The sequence below is a fragment of the Rhodococcus pseudokoreensis genome, assembly GCF_017068395.1.
Taxonomy (GTDB): domain Bacteria; phylum Actinomycetota; class Actinomycetes; order Mycobacteriales; family Mycobacteriaceae; genus Rhodococcus_F; species Rhodococcus_F pseudokoreensis.
In genome coordinates this window covers 123,007-142,699 of the sequence record NZ_CP070619.1, presented here as the reverse complement: position 1 = coordinate 142,699, position 19,693 = coordinate 123,007, and the positions used below count along the sequence as shown (strand labels likewise).

Here is a 19,693-nt window from a genome sequence, read left to right as displayed (position 1 = left end):
CGCTCATCGGGGGATGTCCTTCCACGGGATGCCCTTGTCGGCGCGCAGTTCTTGCGGGAGCTTCAGGACGCGCTCGCCGATGACGTTGCGCATGATCTCCGAGGTGCCGCCCTCCAGGGTGGTGGCCCGGGAACGGAGGTACTTGCGCTGGATCGCTGTCGGGCCGCTCTCGTCGTCCGGGGCATCGAGGGAGTAGGTGTCGATCAGCGTCGCCTCGGGTCCGAGCAACTCGATGCAGAACTCGTAGACATGTTGTGTGAGTTCGGAATTGAGCAGCTTGATGATGGCGCTCTCGGGACCGATCACGCCCTTGGTGGCGGCCACACGGGCCCGGTTGCCGGTCAGCCGCTGGCTCTCCGCCCGCACCCACAGCCGGACCAGGCGCTCGCGCAGTACCGGGGTGTGCCGCTCGGGGTGGGCGGCCCACAGTGCGAGGGCGTCGGCGATGGCACCACTTCCGCGGGCGGCGACGCGGTCACCCAAGGAGGTCCGTTCGTCGCCGAGGGTGCTGTTGGCCACGATCCAGCCCTCGCCGACCTCGCCGAAGCGCTGACTGTCCGGGATGAAGACGTCGTCGAGGAAGACCTCGTTGAACGAGGCCCGTCCGGTCAGCTGGCGCAACGGCCGGACCTCGATGCCCGGAGTCTGCATGTCGACGATGAAGTAGGTGAGGCCCTTGTGCTTGGGCAGGTCGGGATCGGTCCGGGCCAGCAGGACCGCCCAGCGGGAGAGGTGAGCGAGGCTGTTCCACACCTTCTGGCCGTTGATCCGCCAGCCGTCCCCCTCGCGTACGGCGCGGGTCGCCAGGCCGGCGAGATCGGAGCCGGCGCCGGGCTCGCTGAACAGCTGGCACCACTTCTCCTCGCCGGTGGCCAACGGGCGCAACAGGCGAGCGGCCAGCGCGGTGTCGGCGTATCGCCGGATGGTGCCGGCGACGATGCCGTAGCCGATGGTGTTGACGGTGCGCGGTTCGGGACCGCCTGCCTCGCGGAGGATCCGGTTGGCGAGCGGTTGCAGCGAGCGCGGCGCGTCCAGGCCACCCAGGCCGAGGGGGAAGTGCACCCAGGTGAGGCCGGCGTCGTACCAGGCGCCCATCAGTTCGGGCAGCGGGGTGGTGGCCGGCGGATGCTCGGCCACCACTCGGCGGGCGGTCTCCTCGACCAGGGTTTCGCTGGTGGTCGCAGGGGGCGCGGTTGTCATGGTGATCCTTCGCAGCCGGGGGTAGTGACGGCAACCAACCTACTCGGTTGAACATAACTAGAGCAGGTGAGTTGCCTCACTATAAACATAATTGGGATGGGTGAAAACCGGACGTCAGATGAGTGCGGCGCTGCCCAGTCGGACGCCGGGAGTGAACGCCACCGGAATCGCCGTCGGGCCGACTACGGACGGGGTCTCGGGCGACTCGTGCCAGACGGTGTCGCCGGTCGCACGCAGGTCGGGCATCCGGGTCACCAGCGCGGTGAACATCGCCACCAGTTCGGCCCGCGCGAGGTGCGTGCCGAGGCAGAAGTGCCTGCCTGCGCCGAAGGCGAGGTGCGGGTTGGGGGAGCGGCGGATGTCGAAGGTGTCGGGATCGGCGAAGACGGCGGGATCACGGTTCGCGGCGCCGTAGTAGCTCGCCACCTTCTGGCCCTCTCGGATCGTGACGCCACCGATCTCCGTATCGCGCATCACCGTGCGGCGTTGGAAGACGATCGGCGGGTCGAACCGCAGCATCTCCTCGACGGCCTGGGGGACGAGGCTCGGGTCCGCCACCAGGGCGCGGTACTGGTCCGGGTTCTCGAAGAGCCGGAGCATGCCCGTCGCGAGCACGTTCCGCGAGGTATCGCTGCCTGCGCTGACCAGGAGCTGGAAGTCGAGCTGGAATTGAAACTCGTCGAACGGGATGCCGAGCACCTCCCCGTGCGCGATCCGGGTCAGCATGTCGTCACGGGGGCTCTCGAGCCGCTCCTTGCGGGCCTCATCGGCCCACTGATACATGATCGTCGCCGCCTCGAGGCCGCGGCCCTTCGAGGTGTCGGCACCGCTGGCGAGGACGGCCGCGGCGTCGAACATCACCAGCGACTGTTCGCGCGGCAGCCCGATGAGGTCGGCCATGACGAAACTGGCCATCCTGCCGGCGATGTCCTCGACGAAGTCGCACTCGCCCTTTTCGATGACCCGGTCGACGATGTCGTGGACCAACTCCTGGAGGCGGTCCTCTCCCGTGCGAACCGCGAGCACGCCCAGTTCCGGGCTGAGGAATTTGCGGTGCTCGGTGTGGTGCGGAGGGTCGGAGAAGATCAGGTGCTGATGGGTCTCATCGCCGACGCGAGCGTCGTCGTTGATCAGCGTTGTCGGTGCGTTCGCGAACGTCGCGGAGTCGGTCTCGACCGCCTTGATGTCGGCGTAGCGCGTCAGGGCGAAGTAGCCCGGTCCGCCGTAGGACTCCTCGTGCCAGTGCACGGGGTCGGTCTCGCGCAGATGGCGATAGAGCTCATAGGGCTGGCCGTTCACGTAGTGGGCCGGGTCGAGCAGGTTGATGTCCATGCGCACCTCTGGAAGGAGAGAGATCCCGGGCGCCGCCGGGCTGACGAGTTTCAATAAGGGAACATACCTTTTTAAGTCTTGTTGTACTAGTGTTGAAAGCTAATTACGGACCCGTCCACAGGAGGACCACGTGACTGCCACGATGCCCGCCCAGCGCACATACCGAACTCTCAACCCCGCCACGGGTGAGCTGCTCCGAGAGTTCGCCTTCATCGACAACGCGGATCTGGAGGCGAAGCTGGCGACCGCACACGCAGCCCACCTCGCCTGGCGCGACGTCCCCATCTCGGAGAAGGTCGCCCTCTTCCTTGCGGTCGCGGACCTGATCGAAGCAAGGCTCCCCGAACTCGCCCACCAGGCGACCCTGGAGATGGGCAAGGTGCTGCCACATTCGATGGCCGAGGGCAGTGGTGCCGTGGACATGTTCCGTTACTACGCCAAGCACGGCGAGGAACTGCTCGCGGACGAGCTGATCGAGGTTCCCGGCTTCGCCAAGGTGATCCTGCGGCGGGAGGCAGTCGGTGTCGTTCTCGGCATCGAGCCGTGGAACGCCCCGCTCTACCAGGCGATGCGCGCGACCGCACCGAACCTGATGCTCGGCAACACCGTGCTGGTGAAGCCTGCCGAGATCTGCGCCGGCTCGACACTGATGTACGACGAGATCTTCCGTGAGGCCGGGTTCCCCGAGGGTTGTTACCAGACCGTCCTCGCCACCCCCGAGCAGTGCTCGACCCTGATCGCCGACGACCGCATCCGGGCTGTGACCCTCACCGGCTCCGACCGGGCGGGATCGGCCGTGGGCGCCCAGGCGAGCAAGCACATCAAGCCGGTCGTCCTCGAGCTCGGTGGGTCGGACGCGTTCATCGTGCTGGACTCGGCCGACGTCGACGTCGCTGCGGGCACCGCGGCGGCCTGTCGCCTCGTTCTCGGCGGCCAGGCCTGCGCGCTGCCGAAACGCGTCATCGTGACCGATGGAATCGCCGACGAGTTCACCGAGAAGTATGTCGCTGCGTTCGCCGGGCAGGTTCTCGGCGACCCGTTCGACGAGAAGTCGACCGTGGGCCCCATGTCGAGTCAGGCTGCGGCCGACCTGCTCCAGGAGCAGATGGAGGACGCGATCGAGAAGGGTGCGACGGTGCTGCTCGCGGGCGGCAAGGTCGACGGCCCCGGGTCGTACTTCGCGCCTGCCGTCATCGCAGGTGTCACGCCGGAGATGCGGGTCTACAGGGAGGAGCCTTTCGGCCCGCTCGGAATGATATTCCGGGTCGCCGACGCAGAAGCGGCCGTGGCGCTCGCCAACGACAACCCCTACGGTCTCGGCGGCGCCGTCTTCGGCGCCGAGGAGGAGGCCATGCGGATCGCCGCACGCCTCGACACCGGTGGTGTCGGCATCAACGCCTTCCTGGGTTCGCCGACCGAGGTGCCCTTCGGTGGCACCAAGCGCTCCGGTGTCGGCCGTGAACTCGGGCGCAGCGGCATGGACCAGTTCGCCAACATGAAGACGTACGGCATCGGCGGCTGACCCGGACCCGACGCAGAGAATGGAGAAGACGATCAGCACCCGCCCGACTGTCTCGCCCCGGCGCAGCTACAGCAAGGCACAACTCGACGAGATCGCCCAGCGCTACCGCACCTGGGGGCGCTGGGGGAGTGACGACGAGGCCGGCTCACTCAACTACATCACGCGGGAGCGAATAACCGCTGCCGGTGCGCTGATCCGCACCGGAAAGTCGTTCTCCCTGGCCATCCCGCTCGACCGGAACGGGCCGATGCCGGCACGGTCGGCACGGGTCAACCCGCAGCACGTGATGTACAAGCACGGCGGCGACCTACTGGCCGACTGGGACAACGCCCGGCACGGGATGCAGTCCACCGACGACGGCATCTACATGCCGCTGCAGTGCGCCACCCAGTGGGACGCCTTCTGCCATGTGTTCTACGACGGCGTCACCTACAACGGTCACGGTCCGCAGACGGTGACGAGCCAGGGGGCCGTGCACAACAGCATCGCCCAGGTGAGCGACCGGGTGGTGGGCCGCGGTGTGCTGCTCGACTTTCCGCGCTTCTACGGCGTCGACTGGCTCGAGCCCGAGGCGGCGATCCAGGACGTCGACGTGGAGGCCTGCGCCGAGGCGCAGGGCGTCGAGATCGGCGAGGGCGACATCGTGCTGATCCGCACCGGTCACATGCGGCGCCGGCGCGAGGAGGGCGAGGAGCACTGGGGCGATTACGCCGCCGGTCCCGCGCCGGGGCTGGGCGTGAGCGCGGCCGACTACCTGCTCCCGCGCAAGATCGCGGCGGTCGCCTCCGACACCTGGGGGCTCGAGTCGGTCCCCAGCGAGTCGTTGCCGGAGGCGAAGTTCGCGCTGCACGTGATCTTCCTGGTCAACGCCGGTGTCCTCATCGGTGAGATGTGGGACCTCGATCAGCTCGCCGCCGACTGCGCCGCAGACGGCATCTACGAGTTCTTCCTCAGTGCCCAGCCACTGACGGTGACGGGAGCCGTCGGCTCGCCGTTGAACCCGATCGCGGTCAAGTAGGACCGCAATTATGTTGTTTCTATGTATCGATCGAAGAATGGGGCGACACGGTCGTCGCGCCGGAGAGGACGCTCATGTCGGAGTACAAGTTCATCACCTATGAGGAGCTGGACGGAGGCGTCATCGCGCGCATCACCCTGAACCGTCCCCGCTACCGCAACGCCCAGAACCGCAGCCTGCTCGTCGAACTCGACGCGGCGATGCTCCGTGCCGAGGCCGACGACACCGTGCGTGTGGTGATCCTGGCGGGCAACGGTATGACGTTCTCCTCCGGGCACGACATGGGCACGCCTGACCGGGCGGTGGAGCGCGAGGCCGGTCCCGATCAGCACCCGACGTTCCAGAGCCACGGAGCGACCAAGGTCAGCGCCGAGAAGCGGATGACCCAGGAGTGGCACTTCTACTACCAGAACTCGCTGCGGTGGCGGAACCTGCGCAAGATCACCGTCTGCTCGGTCCAAGGACCGGTGCATGCGGCGGGACTCACGTTCGCCTGGTCGTGCGACCTGATCGTCGGCGCCGAGGGCGCGACCTTCGCCGATCCGGTGGGCACCCGGCTCGGCATGTGCGGCGTCGAGTACTTCGCCCACCCCTGGGAGTTCGGCCTGCGACGCACCAAGGAGCTGATGCTCACCGGCGGCGAGGTCACGATCGAGGAGGCCCACCTCCTCGGCATGGTCCAGAAGATCTTCCCCGCCGACGAGCTCGAGGAGCGCACTCTCGACTACGCCCGCGAAATCGCCAAGCGGCCCACCATGACCGCTTTGATGATCAAGGAAGCGGTCAACCAGACCCAGGACAACATGGGTTTCCACAACGCACTGCAGGCTTGCTTCAGCCTGCACCAGATCAACCACTCCCACTGGGCGGAGATCCACGGCGGCCGGGTCGCCCACGCGACCGTCGAGGACGGCGCTGTCCAGTGGCGCAAACGGGAGTCCTCGGCGGATCCCGATCAGGACCCGGAACAGACCACTCAGCAGACGACGGTGGCCGCGAAGTGACCGAGTGGGTGGACCGCGACGCGGACTGGAGCCCGGACTACGCGTCGATGCTGCGCCTGGACGGTGAGGTCCACGTGGTCCTCGGCGGCGGGTTCGGCATCGGCCTGCAGGCATGCCGGGCCCTGGCGGCCAACGGCGCGACGGTCGTCTGCGTGGATCGCGAGGAGGAACGCGCCGCCGCTGTCGCCGCGGAGGTCGGCGGCCTTGCCTGGACGGGAGACATCACCGACCGAGAGGCGATCGCCTCGCTCTTCGGCTTCGTCGAGGAACAGTGTGGCCGGCTGGACGGCGTGGTCGACATCGTCGGGCTGGCGATGTACAAGTCGCTGGTCGACCTGACCGACGACGACTGGACGTTCCACGTCGACATCGTGCTCAAGCACGCGTACCTCGCGCTCACGTACGCCGGCCGGTTCTGGGAGCGGACCGGCACCGGCGGCTCGATCTCCTTCGTCGCTTCCGTCGCCGGGATGACCAGCGCTCCGAAGACCAGCGCGTACGGCGCGATGAAGGCGGCACTGATGTCGCTGGTACGCACGTCCGCAGTCGAACTCGGTCCGCTGGGCATCCGGGTCAACGCCGCCGCCCCGGGCGTGGTGCGCACGCCGCGGCAACAGACCAACCCGCGCTGGACCCACGACCTCGTGGTCGCCAACGTGGACAAGACACCGCTGCGCAAGGTCGCCTATCCCTCGGACATCGCCGCCGTGCTGCTGTTTCTGAGCTCGCCGCTGGCCGGCCACGTCACCGGTCAGACGATCATCGTCGACGGCGGCAACAGCATCGTCTTCAACGTCGACACTCCCGAACCCGAGCTGAAGGTCTGATCGGGACCTCCGACCCCGGCGCCCTGGATCCCCGCCTCGACGAGGATCCAGGGCGCTCAAAGAACGACGTGGGCCGCGGTGGCCGTGGTGACGATCTCGAGCGGGTCGAACGGAGCACCGGCGGGGTAGACGTGGTTGAACAGCGCCACGCCGTCCGCGGTGAGCGCGGCGTCCGAGCCGGACCAGCCGTCCTCGGTCCGGGTCAGGGTCACGGTGACGAGCGGCAGGCGCGGCCCGGTCCCGTCCTCGGAGGTCGGGTCCTCGACGCTGAGCACCGCCGTACCGCCGTCGATACCCAGCTCGATCCGCGGCCCGGCCAGGCGGACGAAGAGCAGCCCGCCGTGACCCGACAGCCGCAGGTCACCGCGGAAGGCCAGGGTCGAATCGGTGGTCGCGTCCGGGTCCGCCGGATAGACGACGAGCTGCGGGTCGTCGCGGGTCAGCCGCGCGCCGTCGGACACCGACGCCCGTGCGTCCGGCAGCGCCGCCACGTAGCGGAGAAAGCTGGCCCGGATGCTCCAGCGCAGCTCCGCGCCCGAGGTCTCAGGCATCGACGGGGTTGAGCAGGTCGGCGACGTCGAGCGTGGTGGCGATGTCGCGCTTGACGATCTTGCCGCTCGGCGTGCGGGGGAGCTCGGCGTCGACGATCGCGATCCGCGCAGGCACCTTGAAGGCGGCCAGGCGCTCGGCGGCGAAGGTGCGCAGCTCCTCCGGCTCGAGGTTGCTGCCGGACCGGACACGTGCGACCGCGACCAGCTCCTCGCCGAGCGCGGCGTGCGGCGCGCCGAACGCGGCTGCCTCGAGTAGGTCGGGATGTGCGTTGAGCGCGGCCTCGACCTCGGCGCAGTAGATGTTCTCGCCGCCGCGGATGACCACGTCCTTGAGGCGACCGGTGATGTAGACCAGGCCCTCCTCGTCGATCCGGCCGAGGTCACCGGTGTGGAACCATCCGTCGCGGAAGTCCTCGGCGTCCGGCAGGTCGAAGTAGCCGCTGACGACCTGAGGTCCGCAGATCGCGATCTCACCCACCTCGCCGGTCGCGAGAGAGCGACCGTCCTCGCCCAGGATGGCTACCTGCACGGTGGGGAGCGGGCGCCCGACGCTGTCGGGATGACGGGCGAAGTCGCCGGCCGGAATGGACAGGACACCCGAGGTGGTCTCGGTCAGGCCGTACCCGGTGCGGGGCGTGATCTGGTCGCCGAAGCGCTCCCGTATGGCGTCAACCACCTGGAGGGACGCTGCCGAGCCACCCATCCCGATGATGCGCAGGCTGTTCAGGTCGCGCTCGGTGGTTGCGACGGCGTCGAGGAAGGTCTGGATGACGAACGGCGGTCCTGCGATCTCGTTGGCCGCCTCGCGCTCGACCAGTTCGACCGCCAGCTCGGCGTTCCACTTGTACATCAGCACCAGGGTGTGGCCCGAGTACGCCGCCGTGTAGAGCGTGTTCATCCCGGCGATGTGGAACATCGGGAACGTCATCAGCTTCGTCGACGGAGCCGGCGGCAGGACCTGGAGCGGCTCGGTGGCGGTCGCAGGCACGACCCGCATGGCGCGGATCAGCTTGTTGAGCAGGGAAGCCGAGTGGTTGCGGTGGCGGTGCAGCGCGCCCTTCGGTTTCCCGGTGGTGCCCGAGGTGTAGAGGATCGTGGCGGGGTCCTCCGGGCGGACCTCCTCGGCCGGCGGCTCGGCCGGGTGCCCGGCGCGCCGCACGAGGTCGGCGTAGAAAATCACCGCGTTGCGTCCGCGCTCGGTGGCGGTGGCGTCCTCGGCCCGGACCCCGATGACGGTGCGTACACCGGCGGCGGCCAGATCCTCCTCCGCCAGCAGGGCGACGCGCTCGCGGTCGGCCACCAGCACCACCGGTCCCGACCCGGCGATCAGGTCGGCGAGTTCGCGGGTGCGGAGCCAGCCGTTGTACGGCACCAGCACGGCACCGAGCAGCTGGGTCGCCCAGAAGGTGAAGATGAACTCCGGGTAGTTGCGCATGGCCAGGCCGACCCGGTCGCCCTTGCGCACGCCGAGCTCGTCGCGCAGGGCGTGGGCGAGCGCCACGACCTCCTGCCACTGGTCCTCGTAGGTCCAGCGCTCCTCGCCGTACACGACCGCGGTCCGGTTGCGGTGCTCCCGGGTGGCGAGGAAGGCGTCGCGCATCGTGCGCGGATCGCGGTCGAACATCTCCAGGCGCACGCCGTCGACGGCGATCTCCGTCAAGGGGAACGCCCCGTCGGGTGCGGTGAGGAGCCGGAGTCGAGTCGTCTCGTCCAGGGTCATGGTGGCGCTACCTTTCGCGAATGCCTCTCGAGCGCCCGCCGCGGACAGGTCTCGGTCCGGCGGAGGCCGGTCGCGTCTCAGCGCGACTTCTGCAATAGTTGTACATAATAGCAAAATAAGTACAAGCGCGATGCGCGCAGCAAGACCGCGGCACGAGCACGACAGGGAGGCGACCGATGTCAGAGGCGGAGACGGCAGTGGTGGACGAAGCGGCCGAGACGAGGGTGGTGAGCATCGCGCAGGGCGCCTTCCGCGGCGCGCGCACCGGCAGTGGCTGGGCCTTCAAGGGTGTCCCGTACGCCGCACCGCCGGTCGGCGAGGCCCGCTTCGACGCCCCGCGCCCTCCGGTGCCGCACCAGGGAATCGCGGACGCCACCGACTGGGGGCCGACTGTCTCCACCCCGCCACAGCGCTCCGCGGTGATCGACGCCCTGCTACCGGACCCGCACCGGGACGGCGAGAACGGCCTGAACCTCAACCTCTGGTCGCCGGATCCGGAGGGCAGCGCACCGGTGCTGGTCTTCATCCACGGCGGCGGATTCGCTACCGGCGCCGGTTCCACCACGGCCTTCGACGGCTCGGCGTTCGCACGCGACGGCGTACTCGCCGTGACGATCAACTACCGGCTGGCAGTGGAGGGCTTCGCGCTGCTTCCCGATGCCCATGCCAACCGCGGACTGCGTGACCAGGTCGCGGCGCTGGAGTGGATCCGCGACAACATCGCAGCGTTCGGTGGGGATCCTTTGCGGGTGACCATCGCGGGCGAGTCCGCAGGCGCGATGGCGGTGTGCACCCTGCTCGCTGTCCCGAGCGCGCGCGGGCTCTTCCATCGGGCCATCTCGCAGAGCGGGTCCGGGCATCACGTGCACACCCGGGCACGGGCCGAGACCGTCGCCGCCGAGCTGGGCGTCGAGCTCGGTGTCGAGGCGAATGCCCTTGCCCTGACGAAGGTCCCGGTCGCGGAGCTGCACACCGCCACCAACGCGGTGATCACCCGGCTGACCTCCGGCCAGGACCCGCGCTTCGCCGAGTTCCGGCGGTTGGTGTTCCAGCCGGTGGTCGACGGCGACTTCCTGCCCGAGCACCCGGTGGACGCGATCGCGGCCGGCGCCGCCGCGGACGTCGACCTGCTGATCGGGGTGAACGCCGAGGAGTACGGGCTCTTCGTGGCACCCACCGGCCTGGCCGACGCGATGACCGCCCAGGTGCTCACCGCCACCACGGCGAGGCTGTGCGAGAACCCGGGTGCAATGCTCGCGACGTACCACGAGCAGCTGCCCGAGGCGACGCCGGCCGAGCTGTTCGTGGCGGTGCAGTCGGACTGGTTCTGCATCGCCCCCACCGACCGGCTCCTCGAGGCTCGGCAGGCGGCGGGGAAGGCGTCGTACGCCTACCAATTCGCTTGGCGGCCGACGACGTTCGACGGCCGGCTGGGCGCCTGCCACACACTCGAGGTCCCCTTCGTCTTCGACACCCTGGACGATCCCTGGGGGATCGAGCTGCGCGGTGCCGGCGCGCCGCGGGAGCTGGCCACCCGGATGCACGGCGCCTGGGTCGCGTTCGTCGCGACCGGCGAGCCCGGGTGGCCGGCATATGGCGAGGACAGGACGTTCTGCCGCCTCGACGTCACCGACTCGCTGGTGCAGGACCCGTTGGCGTTCGCCAGACGGGCCTGGCAGGGTATCGCGTTCTGAGATCCTTCTCGTGGACAAATGATGACGCTATGATCCTAGAATCATGACTCCAACTCGATTGATCGACGCTCAGATCCATGTCTGGAAGGCCTCGACGCCGGACCGTCCCTGGCCCCTCGACGCCATCGAGCCCCAGCGGCCCGTTCCGCTGGAGGTGCCCGAGGTGCTGGACGAGATGGCCGCTGCCGGGGTCAGCGGTGCTCTCCTGCTCGGGCCGACCTGGGAGGGATCGCGCAACGACTACGTGCTCGAGGTGGCAGCGGCCGACCCGGCGCGTTTCGGCGCGATCTGCCGCTTCGCCACCGGCGACCCGGAAGCGGTCGAGCGGCTGGCGCAGTGGCGCGACATCGCGGGGATGCGGGCCATCAGGATGTCGCTCAACCGCGGCGACGTCGAGGGGACGCTGGAAGCGGCGCGACGCAGCGGGTTCTTCGCGGCCGCCGAGCGCTACGGCGTGCCCCTCAGCATCTACGCCCCCGGTCGCTACGGGCTCTACGCCGGACTGGCCGAGGAGTTCCCGGGTCTGAAGATCGCCGTCGACCATGCTGCCGTCGAGACCGCCGAGGTTCCCCTGCCCGAGGCGGTGGCGCCGCTCGCCGACCTGGGCCGCTATCCCGGCATCGCGGTCAAGGCATCGGCGCTGCCGTGCTTCCTACGCGAGCCGCACCCGTTCCCGTCCATCACCGAGGCGATCTACCGGTTGGTGGAGTCGTTCGGCGCCGAACGTGTCTTCTTCGGATCCGATCTGTCGCGGCTGACGGTGCCCTATGCCGAGCTGTCGGACGTCTTCGTCGCTCGTCTCCCCGCGCTGAGCGAGGCCGAGCGCGCACTGGTCGCCGGTCGGGCGCTGACCACCTGGCTGGACTGGCCCGAGCCCTTCGATGACTGATCCTCGTGCGGAGGAGGGACGGCCCGGCGGCGCGGTCCGTGTCCGGGCAGTCGGACCGGTGCTGCAGGTCACCCTCGACCGACCACACAAGCGCAACGCGGTGGACCCGGCGATGACCCTCGGCCTGGAGGCGGCATTCGCCCGGCTGGAGGCGGATCCCGACCTTCGGGTCTGCGTCCTGGCAGCGGCCGGCGACTTCTTCTGCGCCGGAAGCGATCTCGTCCTGGGCGCGGGCCCGCATACCGCCGATGGCGGGCAGTACGGCATGATCCGGCGCTCCCGCACCAAGCCTCTCGTCGCCGCGGTCGACGGGCCTGCGCTGGGCGGCGGCTTCGAGATGGTGCTCGCGGCCGATCTCGTAGTGGCGTCGTGCAACGCCTGGTTCGCGCTCCCCGAGGGCGCTCGGGGACGGCTGCCGGGCGCGGGCGGACTGATGCGCGCTCCGGCGCGACTGCCCCGCAACGTGGCCGTCGAAATGATGCTCACCGGCGCCCGTCTGGATGCCGCGCGCGCCTACGACCTGGGACTGGTCAATCGGCTGGTGGAGCCCGGAGCGGTGCTCCGGACCGCGTTCGACCTCGCACTGGATGCGATCGCGAGCGCACCCGAGTCGGTGGCCCAGATCCTGCGCGGACTGGAGCGGATCGAGGAGCCCGGTGAGGAGCTGGGCTGGGGGGTCACCGCAGAGGCGATGGACGTCGTGCGCGGCTCGTCGGACCATACGGAGGGCACTGCCGCGTTCGTCGAGCGGCGCCCACCCCGCTGGGGGCTCAGCGCGGCGCAGCGAGCCGCGATCGTCGGCGCGGCGACTCCGCCGCCTGCCGGCTCGTGACGCGAGAGCGACAACCTTTCTGTCGTATTCGTCCGCTCTGACGATTGACGTGACCCAGATCTCTAAGCATTATTAGAGGACCATTACGAATCATTGTGGGATTCATAGAACATCAATAGACCCTGACGCCCGGTCCCGGGGCGCGTGCCATCGTTCCCAGCAACCTCGAGGTATTACGTGGACACTCTCCTGCCCTTCATCGTCGCCGGACTGGTGACCGGATCTGTGCTCGGCCTCGCCGGGACCGGGCTGGTTCTGACGTACAAGACGTCCGGCCTGTTCAACATCGGCCATGGCGCGATCGCCGCCGCGGCCGCCTACATCTTCTACTGGCTCCATGTCGAGCTCGCCATGAACTGGTGGCTCGCGATGCTGCTGTCGGTCCTGGTGTTCGGCCCGCTGAGCGGCCTGGTCCTCTCTGCGGTGAGTCTCAAACTGAGCAACCAGAGGCCCGCCTTCAAGGTGGTGGCCACGGTGGGCATCGTCCTGCTCGTCCAGGGCCTGTCCACGGTCAAGTTCGGATTCAACCCGCTGCGGCCCGAGCCGTTCCTGCCCGGCGCCACCACGATCACGCGGATCGCCGGCGTCAACGTGACCTATGCCCAGCTGACGATCATCGTGATCTCGTTGGTGATCGTCGCCGCGCTGTTCTATTTCTTCCGCTTCAGCCGGGTCGGCCTGGCCATGCGCGCGGTGGTCAACGATCCCGACCTCGTCGCCCTGCACGGCACCAGCCCGCAGGCCGTCCAGCGGCTGTCCTGGGGCATCGGCGCCTCGCTCGCGGCACTGTCGGGCGTGCTGATCGCTCCGACCGCCGGCATCGAGGCGGTCGCGATGACCTTCCTGTTCGTACAGGCCTTCGGCGCCGCCGCCCTGGGCGGGTTCTCGAACATCCCGTTGACCTACGTCGGCGCGCTGGTGATCGGCGTCGCCTCGAGCCTCTTCACCAAGTTCGCGATCGACATCCCGTCCCTGCAGGGCATGTCGACGGCGCTGCCCTTCATCGTCCTGATCGTCGCTCTCATGGTGACGCCCAAGCGGCACCTCGACACGCCGGCGCGAGCCGAGCAGGCGCCCAAGATCCCGTACCACGGCCCGCCCAGCACTCGTCTCATCGGCGGTGCCGTCGTGCTGATCTTCCTGCTCCTCGGTCCGCAGATCTTCTCCTCCAACCTGACCTTCCTGACCGTCGGCCTCACGCAGGCGATCGTGCTGCTCTCGCTCGGTCTGGTCGTACGCACCGGTGGCATGGTCTCGCTGTGCCAGGCCGTTTTCGCCGCGATCGGTGCCGTCACCTTCGCCCAGATCAGTGCTCACTGGGGTCTGCCGTGGCTGGTCGGCGTTCTGCTCTCCGCCCTGGTCGTCGTCCCGGTGGCGGCGCTGCTCGCACTGCCGGCCATCCGCCTGCAGGGACTCTTCCTCGCCCTGGCCACACTCGGTTTCGGCCTGTCCGCGGAGGCCTGGCTCTACCAGAAGAGCTGGTTCTTCGGTACGACGGGCACCGGCCTGCCGATGCCGCGACCGGGCGACGCCGGCGACGAGGCGTGGTACTACATCGTGCTCGCCTTCTTCGTCGTCACCGCACTCGTGATGGTGCTCATCCACCAGAGCCGGCTGGGCCGGGTGCTGCGCGGACTGTCGGAGGCGACGCTCGCGGTGCGCACCCTCGGACTCAACACCAACCTGTTGCGCCTCATCGTCTTCTGCATCGCCGGCTACATCGCCGGTATCGGCGGCACGCTCTACGGAAGCACCATCCACTACGCGGTGCTCGGCGACAGCAACTACGCCGCCTACTACTCGCTGGTCCTGGTCGCCACGCTGGCACTGATGCCGTTCCGCGAGCCGTGGTACGCGGTCGTGGGCGTCGTCTCGGCGATGATCCCGGCGTACTGGCACAGCGAGACCGCTACGCCGTGGCTCAGCGTGCTCTTCGGCGTCGGCGCCATCATGATCGCCACCCGCGGCGGCGCGGACACCCTCCCGCAGCGTGCCCGCGACTTCATCGAGACCCACTTCCGGCGTCGTAAGGAGGCACCGAACGTCGCCGTCGCCGACGATCCGTGGCAGATCCCGTCGGCGGCGACCGGCCTGGAGATCCGCGACCTGACGATCAAGTACGGCGGTCGGACCGCGCTCGACAAGGCGGTGCTGACGGCTCCGGTCGGCCAGATCACCGGTCTGATCGGCCCCAACGGTGCGGGCAAGACCACGCTGTTCAACGCGGCGAGCGGCCTGCTCACCCCGACAACCGGCCAGGTCATGCTGCACGGCCAGGACGTCACCGGCCTCGGTGCCGCCGCCCGCGGCCGCCGCGGTCTCGGCCGGACCTTCCAGCTCATGCAGTTGGCGGATTCGCTCACGGTGGCGCAGAACGTCGCGCTCGGCGTCGAGTCCGGCATGGCCGGCTCCAGCCTGCGCGGTCAACTGATCGCGACCCGGAAGGAACGCAGGGCGACCCGGGAGGCGGCCGAGTACGCGATGGAGCTGTGCGGGATCGCAGATCTGCGTGACGTGAACGCGGGCGAGCTCTCCACCGGACAGCGGCGCCTCGTCGAGCTGGCCCGCTGCCTCAGCGGCCCCTTCGACGTCCTGCTGCTGGACGAGCCGTCCTCCGGCCTGGATCCGGTGGAGACGGAGAAGTTCGGCGAGACCCTGACCCAGATCGTCGAGACCCGCGGTTGCGGGATCCTGCTGGTCGAGCACGACATGGCTCTCGTGCTCAGGATCTGCGCCCAGATCCACGTCCTCGACTTCGGCAAGATGCTCTTCCACGGCACGCCGAGCGAGGTCCGCAACAGCCCCGTCGTCCAGGCGGCGTATCTCGGCTCCGAGACCGACGCCGAGATCGAGATCGCCGACGACCTCATCGAGGAGATGGTCCGATGACCGAACGACAGACGACGACCGAGGCCGCAGGGGGAGTCGCCCTCACCGGGACTCCGGCCCTCGAACTGCGCAATGTCAACGCCAGCTACGGGACCACCTCGGTGCTGCGGGATGTGTCCCTGCGGGTGGAGCCGGGTTCGGTGACGGCCCTGATCGGCCCGAACGGTGCCGGCAAGACCACGTCGCTGCGCGTCGCCTCGGGGCTGATTCGACCCTCGTCGGGCGAGGTGCTGATCGACGGTGACGAGGTCACGCGGACCTCGGCGGCGCGGCGCTCGCGCGCGGGACTGTGCCACGTACCCGAAGGCCGGGGCGTCTACCGCAACCTCACCGTGCGGGAGAACTTGCTGATGCAGTCCAACGCATTCAACGCCCAGGAGAGCATCGAGATCGCGACCGGCGTCTTCCCGCGTCTGGGCGAGCGGCTGAACCAGAAGGCCGGCACCATGTCGGGCGGTGAGCAGCAGATGCTCGCGCTGTCAGCCGCCTACGTCGCCAACCCGCGTCTGGTTCTCGTCGACGAGCCCTCGCTCGGACTGGCGCCGATCATCGTGGACCTGGTCTTCGACTTCCTCCGCACCCTGCGCGAGAAGGGCGTCGCGCTACTCCTCGTCGACCAGTACGCGCTGCGCACCCTGTCGATCGCCGACCACGCCTACGTACTGCGCCGCGGCGAGATCGCCTACGACGGCAGCGCTGAGACCCTGCTTCAGGGCAACGTCCTCGATCAGTACATCGGCGACGGCGCCGCCTGAGTCCCCCGCAAACGCAACCGAGTCCGCCCCCCGATCGGGGGCGGACTCAGTTGCGTCGAGCCTCATCGCGGTCCAGGTCGTTCGAACTACGCCCCGGGCACGGGGCCGCGGCGTTCCAGCGGGTCGGCTCGGTCGAGTCGCGGGCAGTGTTGTGGCGCAAAGTGATCCGGTTGCCGGGGTAGGGAGTTGAGCGCGGGTATGCACCGGCACCCACCCTGAGCCGTACGTAGGAAATGGCCGAAGGCCCGCGGCCCAACGGAGGAGATAGGCAAAGGCCCGCGCCCTCCGGACGGAGGACGCGGGCCTTCGGTGATGTGTGTGCGGTGGATCAGATGCCCAGGCCGGGCAGGTAGCCGCCGCAGGTGCTGGCGAGGTCGCCCGTCGCACTGTTGCCGGACGTTGCCGGCGCGATGCCCTCGGGGTTGTCGTCGCCGGCGTTGAAGGTGAACAGCCAGTTGCAGCCGACCGGCTTGGAGGGCTGGCCCTTGGTGTAGGTGATCGGCTCCGGGAGCAGGCCGTCGAGGGTCTCGTCCTTGATGGTGTACATCGCGTCCATCACCGTCGACCGGTTGATCTCGGCCGGCTTGGCGTTCTCCAGTGCCTTCTGGAGCAGTTCGAAGCTGGACCAGATGGCGGTGGAATTACCCGAGGTGTAGACGCCGTCGGGCGAGTACTTGTTCATGGCGTCGCGGTAGGCCACGACCTTCGCGTCGTCGGACCACCACGGGAAGCCCTGAGTGCCACCGGCCGACTTGAAGCCGGAGACCTTGCTGAACGCCTCCTGGTCGAAACCTGAGTTGATGACCGAGAAGATGCCGTCGTAGCCCTGTTGCAGGCAGTCGGTCGCGACACGGGCGCCGACGGCATAGCCGATGTTGAACGCGATCGCATCGGTGTCCTTGCCGGTGAAGGCCAGGCACTGGGCGGTGTAGTCGGTGGCCGACGCCGAGAACTGCTGCACGCCGGTCGCGGTCATGCCGATGGACTTGACGTAGTCCTCGGCCTTTTCACCGTTGGTCGCGCAGACGGCGACCTCGGCGCAGGCGGCCCAGCCGAAACTCTTCGCACCTGCCGCCTTGGACTGGTCGATGTAGGACTTGATGGTGTAGTCCGAACCGGAGACGTTCTGGAAGACGCCGGGGACCTTCGACCAGAGCAGGTCGCTGGAGCCGCCGCCACTGATCACCGGGACAGGAGTGTCCTTGAACAGATCAGCCATCGCCCCCTCGGCGACCAGATCGGTCATGAAGATGGCGTCGACGCTGTCGTCGGCGAGGAATGCCTTGGCCGCCGAGGTGGCGCCCGGAACGGTGTTCTTGGAGTCGACCATGTCGATCTCGACCGGGTGACCGAGGATGCCGCCGCTTGCGTTGGTGGACTCCTGCCAGGCGTGTGCGACGGCCTCGGCCGCGAGGCCGTTCGTGGCCTGGGCGCCGGACTTGGAAGCGACATAACCGATCTTGATCGGCGTTCCGGTCAAGCTCGACGAGCTGCCGCCGCTGCTGAGGCCTGACGTGGATGTGTCGTTGCTGCTGCCGCCGCACGCTGTGAGTGCCACGCTGGCCACGCCGGCCACGGCGAACACGGCACCGACCCGCATTGCCTTGTTGAGGGTGAGAATCCTGGATGACACCGATGCTCCTCGTGTGTTCGGGTCCCGTCATCGGGCGACGGGTGTCCTCTGAAGGGAACATAGATGAGACGAGCATCACTTGTCTACTTATTACATAACAGTAAACGCACTTGATTACGACTCCGAAATAGAGAAATCGCACGTGCTGGACGATGTGGACCGATGACGCTAGCCTCTTTTGAGCATAAGTTGACAACAACTGTCGACGTTCTGGCTGAAGGAGTGATACATGACTGCCACGCTTGACCTGGCGCTGCTGGCCGACAAGATGGAGCTCACCGAACTGGTGGCCAAGCTCGAGCGCGCCGTGGACCGGATGGACCGCGACGGGATACTGGCCTGCTATTCCGAGAAGTCCTTCGACGACCACGGCCGCTTCCGGGGGAGCCGCGAGGAGTTCGCCGAGTTCATCTGTAACAACCCCGGTTTCACGTCGGCCTCCAGCTTCATCTACCACCTGATGGGCCAGTCGATCTTCGACGTCGAGGGCGACGAGGCATACGGCGAGTCGTACTTCGCCTACTGGATGCAGACCGCCGAAGACCGGCTCTACCAGTCGATCGGGCGCTATCTCGATTACTTCCAGCGCACCGAGGACGGCTGGAAGATCACCTACCGCCGCGTGGTGATGGAGTGGGACGGGACGGTGCCCTGCCAGAATGCCGTGCCGGGCGGCCACTTCCGGGGCACGCGCGACCAGAACGATCCGCTGTACAAGCGCCTGAAGTGGCCGGAGAACCCGGAGACCGCGACGTCGATCGGCTGAGGCTCCCATGCCTGGCGGCGGGCTCAGCCGATCGACCCGGTCCCGTTCGGTTCAGATCGAGAGTCCGCCGTCGGCCACGACGATCTGCCCCGTCACGAACGAGGCGTCCCGAGACAGTAGGAACGCCACCACGGCGGCGACCTCTTCCGGGGCCGAGATGCGGCCCATCGGAATGCGCGTCCGCAGCCGCTCCTCGCCCTCGGGGTCGAGCAGCCGGTCGATCATCGCCGTGCGCATGTGCCCGGGTCCGACCGCGTTCACCCGCACCCCGTCGGCCGCATGGTCGCGTGCCGCCGACCGGGTCAGGCCGAGTACCCCGTGCTTGGCCGCAGCATAGGAGGCGATTCCCCGCGTCTGAACCGTCGTGGCTGCGTAGGAGGCGACGTTGACGATCGCGCCGTGGCCGGCCGCGACCATCGCTTCGAGTTCCGCACGTTGGCAGCGGAATACGGCCGTCAGGTCCAGTGCGATCGTGTCGTTCCACAGCTCGTCCGGATACTCGGCCGCCGGTCGCGGGGCTGGGCTGACTCCGGCGTTGTTCACGGCGCCGTCGAGCCGGCCGAATTCGGCCAGGGTCGCCTCTACCAGACGCCCGGGATGGGCGGGGTCGGTGATGTCGCCGGGAACGCTGAGGCATCGCCCGCCGTGCCGGCGCACCTCCTCGGCCACTTCCGCACAGCGGTCCGCGCGCCGGCCTGTGACCACCACGTCGGCGCCCTCCGCGGCGAGTCGCAGTGCGCAGGCCTCGCCCAGGCCGCTGGTCGCCCCGGTCACCAGGACCACGTGGTCGTCGAATCGGCGGCAGGTCCCGCTCACGGGCGCGTTCACCCGCGCAGGCTGATCGCCTGCATGGGGCACATGTCGACGGCGGCGGCCGCCGCCTCGGCGTCGGCCTCGGTGAGATCGGCGGAGACGTATTCGTCCTGGGCCGTGGACCGGAACGACAACAGGCCCTCGTCGGTGAGCGAGAAGAGGGACGGCGTCGCGAACGTGCACTGACCGTGGTTTTCGCACTGATTGAGGTCGACGGCGAGCTTCATGGGGCTTCTCCTGGGTTGTGG

Annotated in this window: 17 protein-coding genes; 10 read left to right on the top strand and 7 right to left on the bottom strand. The window is 68.5% G+C overall.

Features of this window, described 5'->3' with window-relative positions; genetic code table 11:
- Positions 1-3: 3 nt before the first annotated feature.
- The gene (locus tag JWS13_RS06005) at positions 4-1,200 is read right to left on the bottom strand and encodes an acyl-CoA dehydrogenase family protein (RefSeq protein WP_206004955.1); all 1,197 of its coding nucleotides are present in this window, start codon (positions 1,198-1,200) and stop codon (positions 4-6) included.
- Between the two features lie 114 nt (positions 1,201-1,314).
- Positions 1,315-2,532 (bottom strand): cytochrome P450, encoded by a 1,218-nt coding sequence (locus JWS13_RS06000; protein ID WP_206004954.1) that lies wholly within the window; start codon positions 2,530-2,532, stop codon positions 1,315-1,317.
- A 130-nt stretch (positions 2,533-2,662) separates the two neighbouring features.
- On the opposite strand from JWS13_RS06000, the gene JWS13_RS05995 reads away from it, so the two are divergent.
- From JWS13_RS05995 to JWS13_RS05980, 4 genes are all read left to right on the top strand, one after another.
- Complete coding sequence (locus JWS13_RS05995; protein WP_241032121.1) at positions 2,663-4,054, top strand: aldehyde dehydrogenase family protein; 1,392 nt, start codon at positions 2,663-2,665, stop codon at positions 4,052-4,054.
- A 19-nt stretch (positions 4,055-4,073) separates the two neighbouring features.
- Positions 4,074-5,072 (top strand): cyclase family protein, encoded by a 999-nt coding sequence (locus tag JWS13_RS05990; protein ID WP_206004953.1) that lies wholly within the window; start codon positions 4,074-4,076, stop codon positions 5,070-5,072.
- A gap of 74 nt (positions 5,073-5,146) precedes the next feature.
- Entirely contained in the window at positions 5,147-6,076 is a 930-nt protein-coding gene (locus JWS13_RS05985; RefSeq protein ID WP_206004952.1) for an enoyl-CoA hydratase, read from the top strand.
- Entirely contained in the window at positions 6,073-6,903 is an 831-nt protein-coding gene (locus JWS13_RS05980) for an SDR family NAD(P)-dependent oxidoreductase (RefSeq protein WP_206004951.1), read from the top strand. Before JWS13_RS05985 ends, JWS13_RS05980 begins: the two co-directional genes overlap by 4 nt.
- A 56-nt stretch (positions 6,904-6,959) precedes the next feature.
- On the opposite strand, the gene JWS13_RS05975 is transcribed toward JWS13_RS05980, so the two are convergent.
- Both JWS13_RS05975 and JWS13_RS05970 read right to left on the bottom strand, forming a co-directional pair.
- Positions 6,960-7,454 (bottom strand): HtaA domain-containing protein, encoded by a 495-nt coding sequence (locus JWS13_RS05975; RefSeq protein ID WP_206004950.1) that lies wholly within the window; start codon positions 7,452-7,454, stop codon positions 6,960-6,962.
- Entirely contained in the window at positions 7,447-9,174 is a 1,728-nt protein-coding gene (locus JWS13_RS05970; RefSeq protein WP_206004949.1) for a class I adenylate-forming enzyme family protein, read from the bottom strand. The genes JWS13_RS05975 and JWS13_RS05970 overlap by 8 nt, the downstream gene beginning before the upstream one ends.
- Positions 9,175-9,350: 176 nt before the next feature.
- Between JWS13_RS05970 and JWS13_RS05965 the strand changes: the two genes are divergently transcribed.
- From JWS13_RS05965 to JWS13_RS05945, 5 genes are all read left to right on the top strand, one after another.
- Positions 9,351-10,868: a carboxylesterase/lipase family protein gene (locus JWS13_RS05965; protein ID WP_206004948.1), complete on the top strand. Its 1,518-nt coding sequence runs from the start codon at positions 9,351-9,353 to the stop codon at positions 10,866-10,868.
- A gap of 43 nt (positions 10,869-10,911) precedes the next feature.
- Complete coding sequence (locus JWS13_RS05960) at positions 10,912-11,757, top strand: amidohydrolase family protein (RefSeq protein WP_206004947.1); 846 nt, start codon at positions 10,912-10,914, stop codon at positions 11,755-11,757.
- Positions 11,750-12,589 (top strand): enoyl-CoA hydratase-related protein, encoded by an 840-nt coding sequence (locus tag JWS13_RS05955; protein WP_206004946.1) that lies wholly within the window; start codon positions 11,750-11,752, stop codon positions 12,587-12,589. Before JWS13_RS05960 ends, JWS13_RS05955 begins: the two co-directional genes overlap by 8 nt.
- A 177-nt stretch (positions 12,590-12,766) precedes the next feature.
- Positions 12,767-15,478, top strand: a complete 2,712-nt coding sequence (locus JWS13_RS05950) for a branched-chain amino acid ABC transporter permease/ATP-binding protein (RefSeq protein ID WP_206004945.1) — start codon at positions 12,767-12,769, stop codon at positions 15,476-15,478.
- Positions 15,475-16,233: an ABC transporter ATP-binding protein gene (locus JWS13_RS05945; protein WP_206004944.1), complete on the top strand. Its 759-nt coding sequence runs from the start codon at positions 15,475-15,477 to the stop codon at positions 16,231-16,233. Before JWS13_RS05950 ends, JWS13_RS05945 begins: the two co-directional genes overlap by 4 nt.
- A gap of 328 nt (positions 16,234-16,561) precedes the next feature.
- Here the strand turns inward: JWS13_RS05945 and JWS13_RS05940 are convergent, their stop codons facing one another.
- Positions 16,562-17,866, bottom strand: coding sequence for an ABC transporter substrate-binding protein (locus JWS13_RS05940; protein ID WP_206004943.1), 1,305 nt, complete (start codon positions 17,864-17,866; stop codon positions 16,562-16,564).
- Between the two features lie 229 nt (positions 17,867-18,095).
- On the opposite strand from JWS13_RS05940, the gene JWS13_RS05935 reads away from it, so the two are divergent.
- Positions 18,096-18,632 (top strand): nuclear transport factor 2 family protein, encoded by a 537-nt coding sequence (locus tag JWS13_RS05935; protein WP_206004942.1) that lies wholly within the window; start codon positions 18,096-18,098, stop codon positions 18,630-18,632.
- Between the two features lie 51 nt (positions 18,633-18,683).
- Here the strand turns inward: JWS13_RS05935 and JWS13_RS05930 are convergent, their stop codons facing one another.
- Together JWS13_RS05930 and JWS13_RS05925 are read right to left on the bottom strand one after the other, a co-directional pair.
- Positions 18,684-19,460: an SDR family NAD(P)-dependent oxidoreductase gene (locus tag JWS13_RS05930; RefSeq protein WP_241032120.1), complete on the bottom strand. Its 777-nt coding sequence runs from the start codon at positions 19,458-19,460 to the stop codon at positions 18,684-18,686.
- Positions 19,457-19,672: a ferredoxin gene (locus tag JWS13_RS05925; RefSeq protein WP_206004941.1), complete on the bottom strand. Its 216-nt coding sequence runs from the start codon at positions 19,670-19,672 to the stop codon at positions 19,457-19,459. Before JWS13_RS05925 ends, JWS13_RS05930 begins: the two co-directional genes overlap by 4 nt.
- Positions 19,673-19,693 lie beyond the last annotated feature (21 nt).